This window comes from Streptomyces lacaronensis, assembly GCF_047337785.1.
In the GTDB taxonomy this organism is placed as follows: Bacteria; Actinomycetota; Actinomycetes; order Streptomycetales; family Streptomycetaceae; genus Streptomyces; species Streptomyces lycopersici.
Genome location: NZ_JBLHDK010000003.1, coordinates 1,003,349 through 1,022,691, shown reverse-complemented (window position 1 = coordinate 1,022,691; position 19,343 = coordinate 1,003,349). Strand labels below are relative to the sequence as shown.

Genomic DNA, 19,343 nt, shown 5'->3' with positions numbered 1-19,343 from the left:
CCCCCAGCGAACGCCGAGCACCAGGGGTGGTTGGCCGGCAATCGCCGGGGAAATGCGTAACAACCGGCCAAAGTGTCGGGGCGTCTTCAATCAAGACGTCATGAAGTGGCCTTGTAAAGAGGGAAGGATCGCAATCGCCAGACCCGTGGGGTACGGTGAAACTTCCTCGTGATCAAGCGGGGTGTGTTTCGCGACATGCGTGCCCGGAGGTCAAGGAAACCGATGCGAGCCATAGTCGACGACAGCCTCCCAGGTGAGGCTGCGAAGCTGGCGGGCGGGAAGGGGAAGAATCTCCATGAGCTCTCCAGGAACGGGCTCGCCGTCCCCCGGTGGGCAGTCGTCGGGCTCGATGTGTTCCAGGAATTCATCGCCGCACTTGACGAGGCGGGACGCGTCGAGGGTCTGCTGGCCGAGGTCACTCAGGACAATGTGAACCGAATCTCCCGGCAGTTGGCCGAAATCATCGAGTCGGGGGAGTTGAGCGGCGAGGCCGCGTCGGTCGTCGAAGAAGCATATGCGCATGTGGGGCGCCCCCGGGTCGCGGTGCGCTCTTCCGGCGTCGAGGAGGACGGCTCGGAGCTGTCCTTCGCCGGACAGTTCGCCACCTTCCTCAATGTGTCCGGGCTCCCGGAAGTGATAGCGCATGTCAAGAAGTGCTGGGCCTCGGCGTTCTCCGAGCGGTCGCTGCACTATCGGCTGCGCCACGGGCTGCCGCTGCGCGACGCGGGCATCGCCGTCGTGGTGCAGGACATGGTGGACGCCGAGCGCAGCGGCGTCATGTTCACCGCCAACCCGGTGACCGGCAACCGGCGGCAGTATGTGATCAGTTCCGTGTACGGACTGGGCGAGGGCCTGGTCTCGGGCGCGGTGGACGCCGACACCGTCGTCCTCGACGGCGCCACGGGAGCGGTGGCCGACACCGTGGTCGGCGACAAGCAGGAGCGTTTTCACCTGGATCCGGCGGGTTCCGGATATCTGGTCGCCGAAGTGGAGCGGGCCGACCGGGAGAAGCTGTCGCTGGAGCCGAAGGACATAACGCGGCTGCACGAGGCCGGGGCACACATCGCGACGGTCTTCGACGCTCCGCAGGACATCGAGTGGGCGCTCACGGACGACGCCCTGTGGATTTTGCAGGCCCGCCCGATCACCGCGCTGCCGGATGCGATCCAGCCATCGGAGGATGAGTTAGGGCCGAGCGAAGGCGAACTCCGGATCTGGGACAACGCCAACATCATCGAGAGCTTCTCCGGAATCGTTTCACCGCTGACCTACAGCTTCGCGGCCAATGTCTACGGCAGGGTCTACGAATACTACGCCCGAGGTCTCCGGGTCCCGCCCGCCGCACTGCGTGAGATCGAGGAATGGGCTCCCCATATGCTCGGCTATTTCCATGGCCGGGTGTACTACAACCTGCTCCACTGGTACCGGATGGTACGCATCGCGCCACTGTACAAACTCAACAGGAAAGTACTTGAGGTCGCGATCGGCGTCGAGGAGCCACTCGACGACGAAATGGCCGAGACCATCTACCCGTACACCTTCTCTTCTTCCTTGCGCGGCCGGCTGTCCCGCGCGAGGACAGTGGCCGCTTTCGTACGCCGCTTCCTCACCATGAACCGTTCTGTCGAACGATTCATGGCCTACTTCTACAAGGCGTACGAGGAGTTCGACAACGTCGACTACGACGCGATGGAGGGCCAGGAGGTCTACCGGCGATTCCGCGCCCTGGAGAAGGATCTGCTGGAGAAGTGGGGTCCGATGCAGACCCTGGACGCGACGATTCTCTGGTCCATCGGCGCACTCGCCCTGCTGAACAGAGGCTGGCTGCCCGACGCCCCCGAGTGGCTCACCTGGAGTGCCGCCAGCCCCGGCTCCCGGGTGGAGTCCATCGAACCCGCCCGTGCGCTGTCGGCCCTCGCCGCCACCGTCCGTGACGACGCCGAACTGAGCCGTGTCATCCAGGAGACCCCGGCCGCGGACACCTATCAGGCGCTGCGTGACGGCGGCCACACCGGGTTCCTGGCCTCGGTGGACGAGTACGTCGCCGCGTACGGCTACCGCAGCCTCGACGAACTCAAGCTCGAAGTGCCCGATCTGCGGGAGGACCCGTCGACCCTGTTCGCCATGGTGCGTGCCGCCCTGCCCGAGGTGGACACCAATTCCGGCGAGCAGGCCGACGCCTATCTGGACGAGCACCTGCGCGGACCGCGCCGGATGCTCTACAACGTCGTCCGCCGCAAGGCGCAAACCTCCCTCTACAACCGGGAGCGGCTGAGATTCTGCCGCACCCGCGCCTTCGGCTCCGCGAAGCGGATGCTGCGCGCCATGGGCCGCGATCTCGCCAGGATGCGGGCGATCGACCACTGGAACGATGTCTTCTTCCTGCGTCTCGAGGAGCTGCGGGGCGCCTACGAGGGCACGACGGCGCACACCGATCTGCGCGGCCTCGTGGAACTGCGCAAGCGCCGGCAGGCCGAGGACGAGCAGTTGTCCGCGCCGTCCCGGTTCACCACCCGTGGGGCCGCCTACTGGCGGGGCAATCTGGAGCGGGCCGGCTTTGTGAAGGGCGGCGTGGCGCGAACCGGCGTCCGCGAGTTGCGCGGCACCCCGTCCTGCCCCGGTGTGGTCGAGGCCCGCGCCGTCGTCACGGACACTCCGGTGGATGTGAACGGCGGAGTCCTGGTGACCTACCGCACGGATCCGGGCTGGGTCGCGGCGCTGCCGTCCGCCTCGGCGCTCATCATCGAGCGGGGCAGCCCGCTGACGCATGTGGCGATCGTCGCCCGTGAGCTCGGCATTCCGACGGTCGTCCAGGTCAAGGGCGCGGTCAGGGAGATGGAGACCGGTATGCGGCTGAGGGTGGACGGAGGTACGGGGGCGATCACGTTCCTGGACGACGACACCCCGGCCGAAACCGGCACCGGGGCCGGGACGGACAGCGGGGCCGAGTCCGAGAAGGCGAAGGACGCGAAGAGTGAGTGACGCGCTGCTCTCCTGGCTGACGGATCCTCCTCGGACGGCCGGAGACCTCCACGGCCGAGGCATCCACCTCGCCGACGACCGAGACGGCTGGGAGTTCCACGGATACCCCGAACTCGCCGCCTCCGCACGGCGGGTGGCCGGAACGCTGGCGGCCCAAGGGGTACGCCCCGGCGACGTGGTGTGTGTCCTCCTGCCCACCGGTTTCCCGTGTCTGTCCTCGCTCTTCGGCGTCTGGGCCGCGGGCGCCACGGTCTGCCTCATCCCCCCGCCGTCGTTCGCCGCCGAGGCCGAGTACGTGGAGCACGCGGCCGGGATCCTGCGGCAGACCGAGGCCGCCGTCACCATCACCGCCGAGGGCCTCGCCCCCCTGGCCGGCCGGGTACTGACCGCCGCGGGCTCCGACCGCGAGCCGTGGATCTGGCGCGATGACGGCGATGAGATCCAGCCCCGCGAACCCGGCGAACTCGCCCTCCTCCAGTTCACCTCGGGCTCCAGCAGCCGGCCCCGAGGGGTCCGGGTCACCTGGGCGAACCTGGAGGCCAACCTCGCGCTGATCCGGAGCACACTCGGCTGGCGCGCGGGCGACGCCGGGGCCTCCTGGCTGCCGCTCCACCACGACATGGGACTCATCGGCTGTCTGCTCACCCCCGTGAGCGTGAGGGACGATCTGTGGCTCATGCGCCCCGAACAGTTCATCCGCGATCCGGCCCGCTGGCTGCGGTGCTTCGCCGTCGCCGCGCACACCGCCGCCCCGCCCTTCGCGTTCGAGTACGCGGCCCGGCGGCTCGGTGACCGGCTCGCGGACCTGGACCTGTCCGCCTGGCGCAACGCCATCGTCGGTGCCGAACCCATCAACCCCCGTACGCTGGAGCACTTCGCCAGGCTCGCCGCACCCGCCGGATTCTCCCCCTCCGTCTACCTGCCGTCGTACGGGCTCGCCGAGGCGACGCTCGCGGTGACCGTCCGCACCTCCGGTGCTCCCGCGCCGACCGTGCGCGTGGACACCGGCACGCTGCACTTCGGAGGCCCCGTCACCATCGACGAGGAGGGCGAGTTCGCAAGCTCCGCGAAGACGCCCTCCGACGTCGGGGACGGCTGGCTGATCGGCTGCGGCGGCCCCGGCGACGGGGTGGGCGCCACGGTGGTCGACGACGGGGGACGGCCCCTCCCCGACGGCCACCTCGGCGAGATCGAGGTGACGGGCCCCTCGGTGACGAGCGGATACCACGCCGGGCGCACCGGCTCCACACGGTTCGTCGACGGCGGCATCAGGACCGGGGACGCCGGGTTCTTCCACCGCGGCGAGCTGTTCGTGCTCGGCCGCATGGGCGACAGCCTCAAGGCGCGCGGACGCAGTGTCTACATGGAGGACCTGGAGGCGAAGGTGGTCTCCGCGACCGGGATCGCCCGGGAGAAGTGCGCGGTCGTCGGCGTCGAGGGCACCGGCGGCACCTCGGTGACGCTGTTCGCGGAGAAGGCCGAGGGCACGTGGGTGGAGGATGCCACGCTCGTTCTGCGCAGCGCACTCGGTGACGACGTCGCCATCACCGTCGTCACCGGCCGCAGCGGCCTGATCAGAAAGACGTCCAGCGGCAAGCCGAGACGTCGCCACATGTGGGAAGAGCTGCGAGCGGGCCGTCTCCAGGACGCGCGCGTCCTGGAGACGGCTCATGTCACGACCGGGAGGCCCGTGTGATCCTCAGCGAGGACTATCTGCAGAACCTGCTCGACAAGACCATTCCGCAGATCCACTCCGTCGCCAACTGCGCCGTGGTCCTGGAGGGTTCGATCGCCGAGGGCTTCGGCAATTCCTCGTCGGACATCGACTTCCTGCTCATCGCGGACAGTGACGCCGATCTGCCCACCATGCCCTCGCTCCTGTTCCTGGACGGGCGGCGGGTCGAGGTCAGGACCCGCTCCGTGCGGCAGCTCGCCGAGCAGTTCTCCGCGATCACGACCGACACGCGCGACCACATGGGCGCCGTCCCGGAGGATCTGCTGAACCGCTGTCAGCGCCTGCTGCGCAGCTTCCCGCTGCGCAATCCGGACCTGGTGGCGAAGGCCAAGGGGCTGATGTCCTTCGACGACTTCCAGGACACGATGCGGGAGTGGTGGGCACACCACGCGCGCCAGTCGATCCGCTACGCGCTCGCCCTGCGGGAGCTCGGCCAGGAAGAGGAGGCCGCGGCATGGACCGAGGCCGGACTGCTGCAGGCGGTGAAGTCCTGGGCGGCGGGACGGGGAGAGACCTATCTGGAGCCGAAGTGGCTGCCCATGCAGCTGGACCGCCTCGGAGACCAGCCGCTGTGTGACCGGTACCGGACGCTCGCCTCGCTGGACGCGTCGGGCCTCGACCCCGCCGCGTACATCACCGCGGGCGTCCGGCTCACGGCCGATCTGGGGGTGGCGGGCGCCGAACCCGACGCCGAGCGGATCACCGTGGCCAGGGCCACCGGGGTGACCACCTGGCAGACCGGCGACCGTGTGCATGTCGTACGCGACAAGCAGGATGTGTTCGTCCTCGGCGACCGCGCGGCGCGGGCCTGGCGTTCGGTCGTCTTCGGCCGGCCCCTGGGGAGCGTAGTGGCGGTGGCGGACGCGTCAGGAGCACCACAGGCGGGCCCGCAGATCGCCCAGTTCCTCCGCTTCGGCCTGGTGAAGGTGGCGTGGAAGGGCGAGGGCCCGATCGTCCCCGCCATGCCGCTGGCCGCCCCGTCCGGCCCCGTCACACCGCCACCGAGTGTCGCGCGGCCCATCGTCACCGTGGGCGGGGCGGCGGTCGGCGGCGAGGAGGGCATCGATCTCGTACCCATGCCCGCCCGCCGGTTCAGCGCCGCCGCGATGACCCTCGTATGGTCCAACGTGCTGGTGGAGAACGCCCGCGAGGACCTCACCGGCGCCCTGGACCGCGAGCAGTGGAGCGTCGCCGAACTCAGCGCCCGGAGGATACTGCGGGCCGCGCTGCGCGGCGTGCTCAGCGCCTACGGAGTCAACCCGCTGCCCCCGGACTCCGAGGTCGTCCGCAGGCTGTCCCTCCTTCCGGCGGGGGCGGACACCGATGAGATCCGGGCGAAAGCCCGGCACCTGGCGACGCTCACGATCGCGTCCACGGCCCAGGGCAGCGCGGCGCTCACCGCGCTGGACGACTTCGTCGCCCTGGCCCGGCACACGATCGGGGCGCACAGCTTCCCGTCCTCCTTCGACTCCTCGGACGGATGGCGGCAGACCCTGGAGATCGGCTACGACTGGCTGCGCCTCGGCGCCCACCTCGACGCGGACCTGCCCATCGACGAGGCCGGCGATCTGCTGTCCAGCGGTGGCGCGCAGCCGCATCTCGCCACCACCTGACGCTGAGGGAGGAACGTTGACGTCAAGCACCAGCACACCATCGCTGAACGAGGACGAGACGCGGAGCAAGGTGTACGCGATCGTCGGCACGATGGCGCCCGCGGGGGGCGCCACCCTGGCCGACGACACCGCGCTCGTCGCGGATCTGGCCTATGACTCGCTCCGGCTCATCGAACTGACGCTGGCGCTGGAGGAGGGCTTCGGGCTCGGGGAGCTCGCTCAGGAGAGGACCGCCACGGTCACCACGCTCGGCGACGTCGTCCGCCTGGTGACAGAGGCACGGCAAGAGACCGGGGCACGGCGGGAGACCGAAGCACGGCAGGCGGAGGCGGGCCGATGACGGGGCGCTTGAGGATTCTGGTGACCGGCGCGGCCGGGCTGGTCGGCGCGGAGGTCACCGCCCGGCTGGCGGCGGCCGGGCACCAGGTCATCGCCCTGGTCCACAACCAGCCGGCGGTCATACGCAACGACGGCACCCCGCTGGAGCCGGACGCCGTCACCCGCCTGCCGGGCGATGTGACCAGGCCCCGGCTCGGCCTGCCCGAGGCCGCGTACCAGGCGCTGGTCACGGACGGTCTCGACCGGATCGTGCACTGCGCCGCGATCACCGACTTCGGCCTCCCCGACGAGGTCTACCAGGCGGTCAACGTCGACGGCACCGCCCACGTCCTGGAGCTGGCCCGCGCCGGGGGCGTGCCTCTCGTCCACGTGGGAACCGCCTATGTGTGCGGTGAGCGCGACGGGCTGATCCGCGAGACGGAGCTGGACGAGGGCCAGCGCCTCGCCAACGCCTACGAGGACAGCAAGTTCCGGGCCGAGACCCTGGTGCACAAGGCCCAGGCCGACGGGTTGCGGGCCGCGATCGTCCGCCCCAGCATCGTCGTCGGTGACGAGCACACCGGCGTGGTGCGCGACTACAAGAACATCTACGTCGTCCTCAAGCTGGCCACCGAGGGCAAGGTCCGCTCCATCCCCGGCCAGTACGAGGCGCGCCTCGACCTGGTGCCCGTGGACTATGTGGCGGACATCATCACCGAGGTCACCCACCGGTTCGAGGAGGCGGCGGGCCGGACCTTCCACGCGGTGGGCGCACCGCTGACGCTGCGGGACTTCTCCGATGTGATGGCCGAGTACCCGCCGTTCCACGTGCCGAGGTTCGTCCCGCCGACGAGCTTCGACGCCCAGCGGCTGCCCCGGCGGGAGCGGGCGTACTACGAGCGCGTCATGACGCTCTACGAGAGCTACTTCCGGCGCCGGATGCGCTTCGACGACTCCCACACGGCGGGCCTGGCCACTCGCAGGCCACCGGCGGACGGACAGGACTTCCTGCGCGCGCTGATCGACCACTGCCTGGAGACGGGCTACCTGGGCGCACCGCCCGCCGATGCCACCGAGGTGCTCGCCCGGCTGAACATAACGGGTCCGGACGCGGCCCCCGCGGCCAACGGGGTCAGCCCGACCGCGAGCGATGTGAACGGGGCCGGCCGATGACCGACGACACGACGAACGGCCGGCCCTTCGGCGACGACATATCCCCGGCCCTCAGCTGCGATCCGCGCAAGCGCGTCCTGTTCGGCTCGGACACCTACTTCCTGGAGAGCGTCGAACAGCTCGCCACCCTCACCGCCGACGTCGACGGCTTCCTCAACCGGCACGCCGCGCTGCTGCTCAAGCCCGACGCCGTGGTCAGCAGGCAGTTGCCGACGACCGTCGACTGGCTGGCCCGGGAGGGCTTCCGGATCGTGGCCGCGGAACGCACCCGGCTCACCCCCAACACCGTGCGGGCGCTGTGGTACTTCCAGTGGAACCTGGCCACACCGGAGCGCCGCCGTCTCGCCGATCTGTTCACCGACACCTGCGACGCGGTGGTGCTCGTGGTGCGCCAGGACGCCGACGGGGCCGAGGCGCCGCCGAGCGTACCCGCGTCGGTCGTCCTGACCGAGCGGAAGGGCCCGACCGACCCGCTGGCCCGGGTTCCCGGCCAGCTCCGCTACGCGACCGGCCGCTACAGCTATCTGCTGAACCTCGTCCACACCCCCGACGAACCCGCCGACGTGGCACGGGAGTTGGGCATCTACTTCGGCGCGGCGCTCCGGCAGCTGGTCTACGCCTCCGCGCTGGCGGGCGAGGACCAGTCGGCCCGCGCGCGTGAGCTCGGCGAGCGGTTGCACGCCGAGGTGCCCGAGCGGGATCTCTCCTTCGAACCGGCCGCGGAACGGCTCAAGCGGGCAGTGGAGGAGGCGGAGGAGTCCCTGGCCCCCGGCGCCGTCCGGGACGAGCTGCGCGCGGCCCGGCTCGCCGCCCGGGACCAGGAGGGCCACCGGCGGCTGATCGAAGCCGTCTGGCGGGCCGGGCTGCCGCTCGACGCCTGGGACATGGTGATCGTCGGCTCCCATGTCCTGCCGATGAAGCGCAAGGGGCTGGCCCCCGTGCTCGGTGGAGTCAGCGTGTCCGACTGGCAGCACCACCTGGCGCGGTCGGCGGCTCGGTAACACAGAGGGGGAATCATGGACACGGTGGAATTCAGCCAGACGGTGCCGCGTGAGCTCGTCCACCGGCTGAGCCTGGCCGAGGTGTTCCTGACCGGCGTGCTCGCCCGGGACGAGGACACCCTCGACATCGGGGTGCAGATACCCCGCTCACACGCCTTCTACCGGGACACGGCGGGCTGCCGCCATGTCTACGACCCGATGGTCCTGGTGGAGGCCGTCCGGCAGTCGCTTCTCATGCTGGGCCACGATCTGTTCGAGAACCCGTTCGGCACCAAGTTCATCCTGCGGGACATCACCCTGCGCGACGCGGACATCACCGCGCTCGTGGTGGGCGACGTCCCCACCGAGGTGGTGCTGCGCTGCCGTATCGTGCGCCGCTTCCGTGGCCGCGAGGGCCTGAAGGGGGCGCGGCTGTCCTACACCGCGCTGATCGGTGACCGCGTCGTGGCCACGCTGGAGGGCTCCATGTCCTGGCTGACGCCCGCCCAGTGGCAAGCGACGCGTGAGGACGTGCGTGCCACGCTGGGGCTGCCCGTCCAGGCCACGTTCACGGCCTGTGAGCCGGGGGAGCGGATCGGGGAGGCGCTGGTCGACCGCAGGGACGCGGCGAACGTGGTCATCTCCCCGCTGGAGCTCCAACTCACCTCCGACGGCGCCGAGATGGGGACCGCGCGGCTGCTCGTGGACACCGGCCACCCCGTGCTGTTCGACCACCCCCTGGACCATGTCCCCGGCATGCTGACCCTTGAGGCGTTCCGGCAGCTGAGCCTCGCCACCGCCGTGGAAACCGGGGCGCTGCCGTCGGCGTCGGCCGTCCTCACGGGGCTGAAGGCGCGCTTCACCGGCTTCGGCGAGCTGGATCTGCCGATCACCTGCGAGAGCGTCCGGGTGGAGGGCGACGGGACGAGCGCCGTTCTGCGCTGCGTCATGAAGCAGGCCGGGCACACCATCGCCGACGGCGAGCTGCGCCTCACCGCGGCACCCACGGAAGCGCGGCCGCTATGACCGCCGCCCCCGGCACGCCCAACCGTCCCCTGCCCGGGAGACGGTGGCGGCGTTGAGCGATGTCCTGACCGCTTCCCGCGTGCCGGCCCGGCTGGGCCGTTTCGTGCTGCGGATGTTCCGCCCTCAGATCTACGTCACCTACGGCGTGCTGTGGACCCTGACCCTGGAAGGCTCGGCCGAGGCACTCTCCGGGCCCTCCTCGCACTGGACGCCCTCCGGGGCGACCGTCGTGCGCGCGGTGAGTGTGGTGCTGGCCCTGCTGTTCGCCCGCATGGTCGATGAGCAGAAGGACCTGGAGTACGACCGCCGGCACAACCCGGACCGGCCCCTGGTGACGGGCGCCATCACGGTGGCGGAGCTGCGCGGCGCGATGGCGCTGATCACGGTGGTCGTCGTCGTGCTGAACGCACTCGTATCGGCCCTCTCCGTGCTGCTGATCCTGCTCGCCCTCGGATACACGCTGTTCCTGGTCGCGCTGGAGCGCTGGTCGCCGCGGATCGGCGCGGCCCTCATCGCCAATCTCCTCGTCAGTTACCCGGTGCAGCTGCTGCTCTCCGTCTACCTCTATGTCTCGCTGCTGAGCGGCGACGCGATCGACGGTGACGGGCGGGCCGTCCCGCTGATGGCCATGTTCGCCTGCGCCTTCCTCCAGTTCGAATTCGCCCGCAAGACCGAGTGGCGGCGGGACCCGGAGGCACGGCTGTACTCGGAGGTGCTCGGCCCGCGCGGCAGCGCGGCGGTGTCTCTCGCCCTCGCCGCGGGCGCGGTGGCACTCGGGCTCCTGCTCTTCGGAACGCGGGGCCTGCTGCCGGCGCTGAGCATCGTCTTCCCCGCGTTCGGCGCCTGGCGCTTCCTCGTACGCAGACAGCCATCCGGGCTGATGCTCCCGGCGATGGGCTTTGTGCTCTTCTTCAACCTGCTGTGTTTCTACGGCTCCACAGCGATCGCGATCGGACGGTGAGAGAGATGTGGCCGGTGATCATCGACAAGGTGCGGATCTTCGACGGGACAGCGATGCTGGGCCGCGGGGCGGTGGAGTTCGCGGACGGGCTCATCACACGCGTCCTGACGGAGCCCGCCGCGGCTTCGGATGTGTCGGTGTCGGCGTCGGCGTCGGCCGATGTGATCGACGGAACGGGCCTGACGCTGCTGCCGGGGCTGATCGACGCGCATACGCATGTGTTCGGCGCCGAGAGCAATCTCGAACTGGCGCTGGCCTTCGGTGTGACCACCGAGCTGGACATGTTCATGGGCCCGCCGGAGCTCACCCAGGCCCTGTGCGCGGCGGCGGGCGAGCGTGCCGACCTCGCCGATATGCGCAGCTCGGGGCTGGTGGCAAGCGCGCCCGGAGGGCACCCCGGACACGCCATGCCGCTGCTGCCGACGGTGGCCGGGCCCGATGAGGCCGACGCCTTCGTGGCCGCGCGACAGGCGGAGGGAGCACACTTCATCAAGATCATCGTGGATGACGGCGCGAACCACGGGATGTCGCTGCCCGCCCTGGACCGGGCGACCGTGACGTCGCTCGCCGACGCCGCGCGCCGCCGTGGCCTGCTCACCGTGGCCCATGTGTCCGCCGGGTGGTCCGCGCGACTCGCCCTGGCCGGCGGTGTGGACATGCTGACGCACCTTCCGCTGGAAGCGGCGCTGGACGACGCGTTCGTCAGTCGGACCGCGGACGAGAAGCGGGTCGCCATTCCCACTCTGGCCATGCTGGAGGCGTCCGCCCCGGAGACCTCCTCCCGGCCCCGTACGGGACGATTACTGGCGCACGACCCGCGCATCGTCGCCTACCTCCCGGACCACGCCCGTACCGCGATCGCGGAAGGCCGCGAGGGCCTCTGCGTGGAGAAGGAGTCCTCCGAGCACCACTTCCCCCACGCCCTGGCGAGCGTGGCCCGTCTGCACCGGGCAGGTGTGCCCGTGCTGGCGGGGACCGACACCAACTACCGGCCGGACCGCGCCTGCCCGGTCGTCCACGGCGCCAGTCTCCACACCGAACTGGCCCTCCTCGTGGAGGCCGGTCTGACTCCGGCGGAGGCGCTCACGGCGGCGACCTCGGCGCCCGCCACGCACTTCGGCCTCTCCGACCGCGGGGTGATCGCGCCGGGTCGGCGCGCGGACCTCGTCCTCGTCGAGGGCGATCCCACGCGGGACATCACTCGCACCCGGTCGATCGAGGCGATCTGGCGTGGCGGCATCCGCTTCGACCGCGAGGCGTACCGCGAGCGCACCGCCTCATGAGCACGCGCGACACGCGCGTGAGCGGGAACGACACGCTCATGAACGGGGGAGAGGACATGAGAGACAACCACATGAAGCGGAGGACCACATGACCGACGGACACGAGCGCCTGGCGGGGGTCAGCAGCACCGCGCTGTTCGTGGGCATCACCCGCGCGGACGAGAGCCGGCGCCCGGACCGGCTGTTCGAGGACACCCTGGCCACGCGTTTCGTCGACGCCGCGGGTCCCGAGCAGCAGGCGGTCTGGACCGAGGGGCAGGGAAAGCTGTTCACCGAGGCCATGGGCGACTACTTCGCCCTGCGCACCCGGTACTTCGACGACTACGTCATCCAGGCCTGCGCCGCGGGCTGCCGTCAGGCGGTCCTGCTCGCGGCGGGCCTGGACACCCGTGCCTTCCGTCTGCACTGGCCGGACGGGACACGACTCTTCGAACTGGACCAGCCCGATGTGCTCGACTTCAAGGAACACGTCCTCCAGGGCGAGGAGCCGCGCTGTGAGCGCGAGGTGATCGCCGCCGATCTGCGCGAGGACTGGCCCTCGCTCCTGGCGAAGCAGGGCTTCCGTGAGGACGTGCCGACGGCCTGGCTGGTCGAGGGGATACTGGTCTACCTGCCCGAGCGCGACGCGGACCATCTGCTCGACCGGATCACCGCGCTGTCCGCGCCGGGCAGCCACCTCGGGGTGGAACATGTCACCCGGTCGATGGTGAACACCGACCAGGCCCAGGAGGCGGCGTCCGCCTCACCGGAGGGGATCATGGGCATGCTGTCCTCCCTGTGGAAGAACGAGATGACGCGGCCTCCCGCCAATTGGCTCGCGGACCACGGCTGGAGCGCCGCGGAAGAGGCCCTCACCGACCTGGCGGAGCGCCACGCCCGGCCCGTCCCTCCGGCGTTCGACCCGGCCGTTCCCGGCACGGGCCGCGTCCGTCTGCTGACGGCCGACCGCTGACCGGCCGCCACCGCCAGGTGGTCACTTGACTTCAACTTAGGTTGAACTTCTACCGTCGATCCCCTCGCCAATCGAGTTCACGCAACGACGGAGGGACCGGCCATGGAGTACTCCCACAGCGACGCCGAACTGCTCAAGCAGCCGATCGGGTACTGGAGTTGGGCGGCCTACAAGGCCGTGGTCAGCCGCATCCAGGCCGCTCTCGCCGGGGTCGGCGTCACCCAGCCACAGTGGTGGGTCATCGCCCAGGTCGCACGCGCCGACACCGTCAAGACCCGCGGAGAGGTGTCCGGCCTGCTCCGCAACTATCTCGACGTCGGTCCGGAGGTCATGGAGGCGGAGATCGACCGGGTCGTCGCCCTGGGCTGGATCACCGAGGACGCCGAGGGACGCCTGGGCATCACGGAGGAGGGCCGGGCCTTGTACGACAGGGCCGCGGCCCTCCAGGACGAGCTGTGGGCGGAACGGCACGCGGGCATCTCCGACGAGGAGTACCTGACGACCTTGAAGGTGCTGCAGCGCTTCATCCACAACACGGGCGGGCATGGCTGGCACCACTAGGGTCCTTCTGACGGATCTCCGTGGAGGAAGGACCCTAGCGCGTCCCGCGTGGTCATGGGTGTTCCGGACGGTTCTCACCGTCCGGAACACCCATGACCCCAGAGCCGCGGCAGCGTGGTTCACCGGGAGAGCTCGGCCGGTACGTCATCCGCGTCGGCGGCCGACCCGGGCAACTCGTAGGCGACCGTGAACAGCGGGCCGCGTGTTGGACCGGCCCGCGAAATTGGCGAAGGCGAGCTCGTCGGTGACGGTCGGCGGCGTGTTGATCATGGCCTCGGCCACTACCGATCAGTGCGTGGTGGCGATCAGTACGTGGTCGTGAGGATGTTCAGGACCTGCGCCGGATCGGGCGACAGCGGATTGTTCTTCGTCACCGCGTCCGCCACCGCCCCGGCGGCGATGGAGGGCAGCATGGCGCGGTCGGCGCCGAGCGCCCTCAGGGGGCGTTTCACCTCGACGGCGCCCGCGATCTCGCGTACTCCTTCGACGGCCGCCCGCGCCCAGTCCCCGTCGGCGGGCGGTGCGAGGCGCATGGCCCGCGCCACCTGTTCATAGGCGCCCTGCGCGGCGGGAGCGTTGAATTCCATCACCTCCTCGAGGACGGCCGCGAGGGCGACGCCGTGGGGCGTGCCGGTGTGCGCGGTCAGCACATGGCCGATGCCGTGGACGAGCCCGAGCCCGGAGAGGGTGAGTGCCTGGCCCGCGAGATGGGCACCCAGCATCAGCTCGGCGCGGGCGTCGAGGTCCGAGCCGTTCCGGTACGCGGCGGGCAGGGCGCGGCTGACCATGGCGACGGCCTGCGTGGCATAGGCGGTGGAGATCGGGTTCGCGCCGCGCGAGGCGAGCGACTCGATGCCGTGCACGAGGGCGTCGATGCCGGTGGCGGCGGTGGCGGGCGCGGGCAGGCCCAGGGTGAGCTCCGGGTCGAGCAGCGCGACGCGCGGCTTCACCGAAGGGTGGCCGATGTACACCTTGCGGCAGGCGGCGGTGTCCTCGATGACCCCGAAGCCGTTGGTCTCGGCGCCGGTGCCGGAGGTGGTGGGGATCGCGACGAGCGGTAGCCCGTCGCCCGCCTCCCAGAGGTCGTCGGCGTCGGCGGCCGTGGCGCTCGGGTTGCCGACCAGCAGGGCGATGCCCTTCGCCGCGTCGAGTACGGAGCCACCGCCGAGGGCGACGACCGCGGCGGTGCCGAACGTACGGGCCCGTGCGGCACCCGCGTCGACGTTGGCGGTGGACGGGTTGGGCGCCACTTCGTCGTAGACGGCGTACTCCAGCCCGGCGGCTTCGAGGGCCTTGAGGACCGGCTCGAGGACACCCGCGGCGCGCAGACCGTGGTCGGTGACGACGAAGGCGCGATCGTGGCCGGTTGCCGCGATCAGGGCGGGGAGCCTGCCGATGCGGCCGGGGCCGAACTCGATGCGGCAGGTGGGGTCGATGCTCAGCGGTGTGGGTCCGCCGGGCCCGGAAGAGGTCATGGGTGCGGCTCCTGACGTCGTGGTGCGGGGTGGCGTTCGCTCGTCGTCAGCCCGCGACGGTCGCGCCCACCGGCGCGGTGGCCTGGACGGCCAGCCGGAACTCCTGCCCGGCGAGGGCCTCGTAGAGGCGGACGGGGCTCATCTCGCCCGCGAGATCGCCGTGCTCGGTCCTGGAGCGGCGGAAGATCTGCTCGACCACCGCCGACAACTCGGTGGGCACGCCCAGGTCGCGGCCGAGGTCGATGGCCAGGCCGAGATCCTTGCAGGCGAGGACCATGGCGAAGGAGTCGTCGTAGTCGCCCTCGGTGAGGACGCGGAGGAAGTCGTATTCCAGGAAGTAGGACGCGGCGGAGCTCTTGAGCAGGGAATCACGCAGCAGCCCGAGGTCGACGCCCGCCTTGGCGCCCATCGCGAACACCTCCGACGTGGCCACGAGCTTGCTGAACCACAACAGGTTGAGCAGCAGCTTGACCGTGTAACCGGCGCCGAGCGGGCCGACGTGCAGGATCCGCTTCGGGTCGCCCATCGCCTCCAGCGCGGGCAGCGCGGCCCGGAAGTCGTCCTCGGCGCCGCCGACGAAGACCTGCAGGGTGCCGGAATCGGCACCGTGCGACATCCCGCAGACGGGCGCGTCGAGCCGGCGCACCTGCCGGGCGTCCAGCACCTCGGCGGCGATCCGCTCGGCGGCCGCCGGGGTCGAGGTCGACATGTCGATCCACAGGGCTCCCGGCGCCAGGGCCGCGGCGGCGCCACCGCGCAGCAGGACGTCCTCGACGACACGCGGCGTCGGCAGGCTGGTGATCAGGAGTTCCACGCCGTCCGCGCAGGCGGCGGGCGTGTCGGCCCATGCGGCGCCGAGCGCGAGATGCTCCGCGGCGGCCTCGGGGCGGACGTCGTGCACGGTGATCTGGTGACCTGCCCGGATCAGGTGGCGGGCCATGTGGCGACCCATGTTGCCCAGGCCGATGAAACCGATCCTCATCGTTGTCCTCGCTGTGGTGAGAAGAGAAAGTAAGGGGAGAGGGGCGTTATGGAGGTGGCCGGGAACCGTGCCCCGGTCAGGCCAGGCTGATCCAGGTGGTCTTCAGAGCGGTGTACGCGTCCAGAGCGTGCAGGGACTTGTCACGGCCCGCGCCGGTGGCCTTGAAGCCGCCGAACGGGGTGATGACATCGCTGGCGTCGAAGGTGTTGATCCAGACCGTTCCGGCCCGCAGCCGTTTGGCGGCGCGGTGGGCGACGGCCACATCACGGGTCCATACGGAGGCGACGAGCCCGTAGTCGCTCTCGTTGGCCAGCCGGATCCCCTCGTCGGCGTCGCCGTCGTAGGAGACGATGGCCAGGACCGGGCCGAAGATCTCCCGCTGGGCGACGGCGGAGGTGTTCACCACCCCGTCCAGAACGGTCGGTTCGACATAGCTGCCGCCCGACTCGGTGAGGGTGCGGCCACCGCCGAACACCACGGTCGCCCCGTCCGCCACGCCACGCTCGATATGGCCGAGGACCGAGGCCAGCTGGTTCTCGTCCACCAGGGGACCCATGACGGTGGCCGGGTCGAGCGGGTCACCCATCCGGAAGGTGTCGTCGGTGATCCGGCGCACGGCGTCCAGGAGCCGGTCCTTGACGGAGGCGTGGACCACGACGCGGGAACCGGCGTTGCAGGTCTGCCCGGCGTTGTAGAAGATGCCCCATGCCACGGCCGACGCGGCGGCCTCGATATCGGCGTCCGCCAGCACGAGCTGGGGCGACTTGCCACCCGCCTCGACGGCCACCTGCTTGCCGTTGGACTCGCCCGCGTACACCTGGAAGAGCCGGGCCACCTCCACCGAGCCCGTGAAGGCGATCTTGTCGACCTCGGGGTGGCGGCCCAGCGCCTGTCCGGCGACCTCGCCGCGCCCGGGGACGACGTTGAACACCCCGTCCGGCAGGCCCGCCTCGGTGGCGAGCGCGGCCAGGCGCAGGGCGGCCAGGGACGTCTGCTCGGCGGGCTTGAGCACGACGCTGTTCCCGGTGGCGAGGGCCGGGCCCAGCTTCCAACTGGCGATGAGCAGCGCGTAGTTCCACGGGATGACGGCGCCGACGACGCCCAGGGGCTCCCGGGTGATCAGGGCGAGCGCGTCCCCGGGGGTCGGTGCCACCTCGTCGTAGGTCTTGTCGATGGCCTCGGCGTACCAGGCGATGGTCTCGGCGGCCTTGTCCACGTCGATCCGCACGGACTCGGTGATGGGCTTGCCCATCTCCAGGGTGTCGAGGAGGGCCAGCTCCGCCGCGTGTCCCCGGATCAGGTCGGCCCAGCGCAGCAGGACGGCCTTGCGCTCCTTGGGCGGCAGGTCACGCCAGCGTCCGTCCTCGAAGGCGCCGCGCGCGCCGCGTACGGCACGGTCCACGTCCTCGGCGCCGGCCGCCTGCACCTTGGCGAGCACCGCGCCGTCGCGCGGCGAGTGGCTGGTGAAGGTGTCGCCGGAGAGGGCGTCGGTGAAGTGGCCGTCGATGAACGGCCTTGTCTCGAAGGTCAGCTGGTCGGCCGCGGCCAGCCACTGGTCGTGCGTACGGGAGAGCAGGGCGTCGATGCCGTGCGTCATGTGATCCTCCACCGGTCGATCGCGTCTTCGTCCAGCTCGATGCCGAGGCCCGGCCTCGCGGGCACCTCGAGACCGCCGTCGCCGCCCACCCGCACCGGGTCGGCGAGCATGAAGTCCCGGCGCTCCGGGGTCCACCCGGGCGGGTCGTAGGGGAACTCGAAGTACGGGCCGCCGCCGACTCCCGCCGCCACGTGCAGATTGGCGAGCACACCGATGCCGTTGGTCCAGCTGTGCGGGGTGAAGTGGCGGTGCTTGAGCTGTGCCAGTTCCGCCAGGGTGCGGGCGCGGTGCATGCCGATCGCGAGCACCACGTCCATCTGGTAGATGTCGAGGGCGTCCTCTTCGAGGTAGCGCAGCAGCTCGGTGGGGGAGTGGTGCATCTCGCCCGCGGCGATCCGCACCCCGGGGTTCTCGGCCCGCAGACGCTTGAAGCCCGCCACGTCGCAGTAGGGCAGCGGCTCCTCGACCCAGAACACGTCGAGTTCGGCAAGCCGCGCGATGATCCTGCGGGTCCGGGCGAGGTCGGTGGCGCCCGCGGTGTCGCCCGCCATGCGCCACGACTGGTTCAGATCCACCATGATCTCGAAATCCGCGCCCAGCTCCTCGCGCACCGCGCGGACCGCGGCGATCCCCTCGTCCACCCGGTTGCGGTCGATGCGGATCTTCATCGCGCGGAAGCCCGCTTCGCGGACCCTCAGCGCGGTGGCCACGCGCTCCTCGGGCGATTTGAGCTCACCGCAGGAGGCGTAGGCGGGCAGCCTCTTGGCCGCGTTGCCGAACAGCTCCGCCACCGGGCGGCCGTGGACCTTGCCGATGATGTCCCACAGTGCCGCCTCCAGCGGCCAGTAGTGGGCACCGTGGAAGTTCGCGGTCTCGATGGCTTTGACATGCCGGGTGATGTCGAGCGGGTCCTCACCGACGAACAGGTGTTTGTAGGTGTCGAAGCCGTCCATGAGGTCACCGGAGCCGATGCCGGTGATCCCCTCGTCGGTGTGGACGCGGACGATCGTCGCGTCGAAGTGGCGCCGCGGCTCGGGGTCCCAGGCGGCCCGGAACGGCGGGTCCAGCTCCAGCCGCAGCCGGTCCAGGGTGATGTCCGTGATCTTCATCGGACGAGCGCCTCGGGGGTGGGGGCGTAGAACGGGTTGGCCGGGCCTTCCCCGGCGGTCGCGAGGACATCGGCCACGGTCGGGGTGGCGTTCACCGCGGCCCGCACCGCGTCGTAAGCGGCGGAGCGCTGGTTGCGGAAGGACACGTCCAGGTCGTCGACCGCCGGGTTCACCCAGATCGCGGCGATGATCAGCAGGTCGTCGGCCTCCTCGGCGGGCAGCAGACCGTCCCGGACCGCGTCCGTGACGCCCTGGGCCAGACCGGCCTGGGCGGAGCCCCACGTGGCGCGCTGGTGCAGCTCACCTTCCGCGGCGGCCTTCGACACGAACAGCGTCAGCGGCTTCACCGGGACCGAGGGCCGCACGATGGTCAGGAAGGGGACGTGTCCGGCGCTGGGCGTGGCCAGCGCCGTGGCCCAGGCCGTCTCGACGGGTCCGCCCTTGCGTCCGATCACGACGTTCGTGTGCGCGGCGTTGGCACCCTCCCCGACGAAGGACTCGCCGATCAGGGCGGTCGGGGCAAAAGGCGATGGCATGGGATCTCCTGGATCTCCGGGAGCGGGGAATCGGCGGACCGACGGGATGAACCTCGCATT

Annotated in this window: 16 protein-coding genes; 11 read left to right on the top strand and 5 right to left on the bottom strand. The window is 70.7% G+C overall.

The annotated features are described in order from the left end of the window. Positions 1 to 222 precede the first annotated feature (222 nt). The 11 genes from ACMTAK_RS05370 (at position 223) to ACMTAK_RS05320 (ending at position 13,584) form a co-directional block, all read left to right on the top strand. Positions 223 to 2,982 carry a phosphoenolpyruvate synthase gene (locus ACMTAK_RS05370; protein ID WP_413805075.1) on the top strand — a complete coding sequence of 920 codons (2,760 nt, stop codon included), beginning with the start codon at positions 223 to 225 and terminating at the stop codon, positions 2,980 to 2,982. Further along, on the top strand, positions 2,975 to 4,678 hold the full coding sequence (locus ACMTAK_RS05365) for an AMP-binding protein (protein ID WP_413805074.1): 1,704 nt from the start codon (positions 2,975 to 2,977) through the stop codon (positions 4,676 to 4,678). Before ACMTAK_RS05370 ends, ACMTAK_RS05365 begins: the two co-directional genes overlap by 8 nt. Beyond that, the gene (locus ACMTAK_RS05360) at positions 4,675 to 6,330 is read left to right on the top strand and encodes a hypothetical protein (protein WP_413805073.1); all 1,656 of its coding nucleotides are present in this window, start codon (positions 4,675 to 4,677) and stop codon (positions 6,328 to 6,330) included. Before ACMTAK_RS05365 ends, ACMTAK_RS05360 begins: the two co-directional genes overlap by 4 nt. Before the next feature lie 16 nt (positions 6,331 to 6,346). After that, positions 6,347 to 6,670, top strand: coding sequence for an acyl carrier protein (locus ACMTAK_RS05355; RefSeq protein ID WP_413805072.1), 324 nt, complete (start codon positions 6,347 to 6,349; stop codon positions 6,668 to 6,670). Then, entirely contained in the window at positions 6,667 to 7,821 is a 1,155-nt protein-coding gene (locus tag ACMTAK_RS05350; RefSeq protein ID WP_413805071.1) for an SDR family oxidoreductase, read from the top strand. The genes ACMTAK_RS05355 and ACMTAK_RS05350 overlap by 4 nt, the downstream gene beginning before the upstream one ends. Continuing rightward, positions 7,818 to 8,822, top strand: coding sequence for a nucleoside-diphosphate kinase (locus ACMTAK_RS05345; RefSeq protein WP_413805070.1), 1,005 nt, complete (start codon positions 7,818 to 7,820; stop codon positions 8,820 to 8,822). The genes ACMTAK_RS05350 and ACMTAK_RS05345 overlap by 4 nt, the downstream gene beginning before the upstream one ends. 15 nt (positions 8,823 to 8,837) lie before the next feature. Continuing rightward, positions 8,838 to 9,827 carry a ScbA/BarX family gamma-butyrolactone biosynthesis protein gene (locus tag ACMTAK_RS05340; protein ID WP_413805069.1) on the top strand — a complete coding sequence of 330 codons (990 nt, stop codon included), beginning with the start codon at positions 8,838 to 8,840 and terminating at the stop codon, positions 9,825 to 9,827. Positions 9,828 to 9,879: 52 nt separating this feature from the next. Further along, complete coding sequence (locus tag ACMTAK_RS05335; protein ID WP_413805068.1) at positions 9,880 to 10,788, top strand: UbiA family prenyltransferase; 909 nt, start codon at positions 9,880 to 9,882, stop codon at positions 10,786 to 10,788. A gap of 5 nt (positions 10,789 to 10,793) precedes the next feature. Then, positions 10,794 to 12,071 carry an amidohydrolase family protein gene (locus tag ACMTAK_RS05330; protein ID WP_413805067.1) on the top strand — a complete coding sequence of 426 codons (1,278 nt, stop codon included), beginning with the start codon at positions 10,794 to 10,796 and terminating at the stop codon, positions 12,069 to 12,071. Positions 12,072 to 12,159: 88 nt separating this feature from the next. Continuing rightward, positions 12,160 to 13,023, top strand: coding sequence for an SAM-dependent methyltransferase (locus tag ACMTAK_RS05325; RefSeq protein ID WP_413805066.1), 864 nt, complete (start codon positions 12,160 to 12,162; stop codon positions 13,021 to 13,023). Between the two features lie 102 nt (positions 13,024 to 13,125). After that, entirely contained in the window at positions 13,126 to 13,584 is a 459-nt protein-coding gene (locus ACMTAK_RS05320; protein ID WP_413805065.1) for a MarR family winged helix-turn-helix transcriptional regulator, read from the top strand. Positions 13,585 to 13,889: 305 nt separating this feature from the next. On the opposite strand, the gene ACMTAK_RS05315 is transcribed toward ACMTAK_RS05320, so the two are convergent. The 5 genes from ACMTAK_RS05315 to fae form a co-directional block, all read right to left on the bottom strand. Next, positions 13,890 to 15,059, bottom strand: coding sequence for an iron-containing alcohol dehydrogenase family protein (locus ACMTAK_RS05315; RefSeq protein WP_413805064.1), 1,170 nt, complete (start codon positions 15,057 to 15,059; stop codon positions 13,890 to 13,892). 46 nt (positions 15,060 to 15,105) lie between these two features. Next, entirely contained in the window at positions 15,106 to 16,041 is a 936-nt protein-coding gene (locus ACMTAK_RS05310) for an NAD(P)-dependent oxidoreductase (protein WP_413805063.1), read from the bottom strand. 76 nt (positions 16,042 to 16,117) lie between these two features. After that, on the bottom strand, positions 16,118 to 17,638 hold the full coding sequence (locus ACMTAK_RS05305; RefSeq protein ID WP_413805062.1) for an aldehyde dehydrogenase: 1,521 nt from the start codon (positions 17,636 to 17,638) through the stop codon (positions 16,118 to 16,120). After that, on the bottom strand, positions 17,635 to 18,747 hold the full coding sequence (locus tag ACMTAK_RS05300; RefSeq protein ID WP_413805061.1) for a mandelate racemase/muconate lactonizing enzyme family protein: 1,113 nt from the start codon (positions 18,745 to 18,747) through the stop codon (positions 17,635 to 17,637). Before ACMTAK_RS05300 ends, ACMTAK_RS05305 begins: the two co-directional genes overlap by 4 nt. Then, entirely contained in the window at positions 18,744 to 19,283 is a 540-nt protein-coding gene (fae, locus tag ACMTAK_RS05295) for a formaldehyde-activating enzyme (RefSeq protein ID WP_413805060.1), read from the bottom strand. The genes ACMTAK_RS05300 and fae overlap by 4 nt, the downstream gene beginning before the upstream one ends. Between the last annotated feature and the right edge of the window lie 60 nt (positions 19,284 to 19,343).

What these genes read in the sequence shown, in the direction of transcription:
- ACMTAK_RS05315 (WP_413805064.1), bottom strand. Translation starts at nt 15,059, where the DNA reads ATGACCTCTTCCGGGCCCGGCGGACCCACACCGCTGAGCATCGACCCC.
- ACMTAK_RS05310 (WP_413805063.1), bottom strand. Translation starts at nt 16,041, where the DNA reads ATGAGGATCGGTTTCATCGGCCTGGGCAACATGGGTCGCCACATGGCC.
- ACMTAK_RS05330 (WP_413805067.1), top strand. Translation starts at nt 10,794, where the DNA reads ATGTGGCCGGTGATCATCGACAAGGTGCGGATCTTCGACGGGACAGCG.
- fae (WP_413805060.1), bottom strand. Translation starts at nt 19,283, where the DNA reads ATGCCATCGCCTTTTGCCCCGACCGCCCTGATCGGCGAGTCCTTCGTC.
- ACMTAK_RS05305 (WP_413805062.1), bottom strand. Translation starts at nt 17,638, where the DNA reads ATGACGCACGGCATCGACGCCCTGCTCTCCCGTACGCACGACCAGTGG.
- ACMTAK_RS05320 (WP_413805065.1), top strand. Translation starts at nt 13,126, where the DNA reads ATGGAGTACTCCCACAGCGACGCCGAACTGCTCAAGCAGCCGATCGGG.
- ACMTAK_RS05325 (WP_413805066.1), top strand. Translation starts at nt 12,160, where the DNA reads ATGACCGACGGACACGAGCGCCTGGCGGGGGTCAGCAGCACCGCGCTG.
- ACMTAK_RS05345 (WP_413805070.1), top strand. Translation starts at nt 7,818, where the DNA reads ATGACCGACGACACGACGAACGGCCGGCCCTTCGGCGACGACATATCC.
- ACMTAK_RS05370 (WP_413805075.1), top strand. Translation starts at nt 223, where the DNA reads ATGCGAGCCATAGTCGACGACAGCCTCCCAGGTGAGGCTGCGAAGCTG.
- ACMTAK_RS05340 (WP_413805069.1), top strand. Translation starts at nt 8,838, where the DNA reads ATGGACACGGTGGAATTCAGCCAGACGGTGCCGCGTGAGCTCGTCCAC.
- ACMTAK_RS05300 (WP_413805061.1), bottom strand. Translation starts at nt 18,747, where the DNA reads ATGAAGATCACGGACATCACCCTGGACCGGCTGCGGCTGGAGCTGGAC.
- ACMTAK_RS05350 (WP_413805071.1), top strand. Translation starts at nt 6,667, where the DNA reads ATGACGGGGCGCTTGAGGATTCTGGTGACCGGCGCGGCCGGGCTGGTC.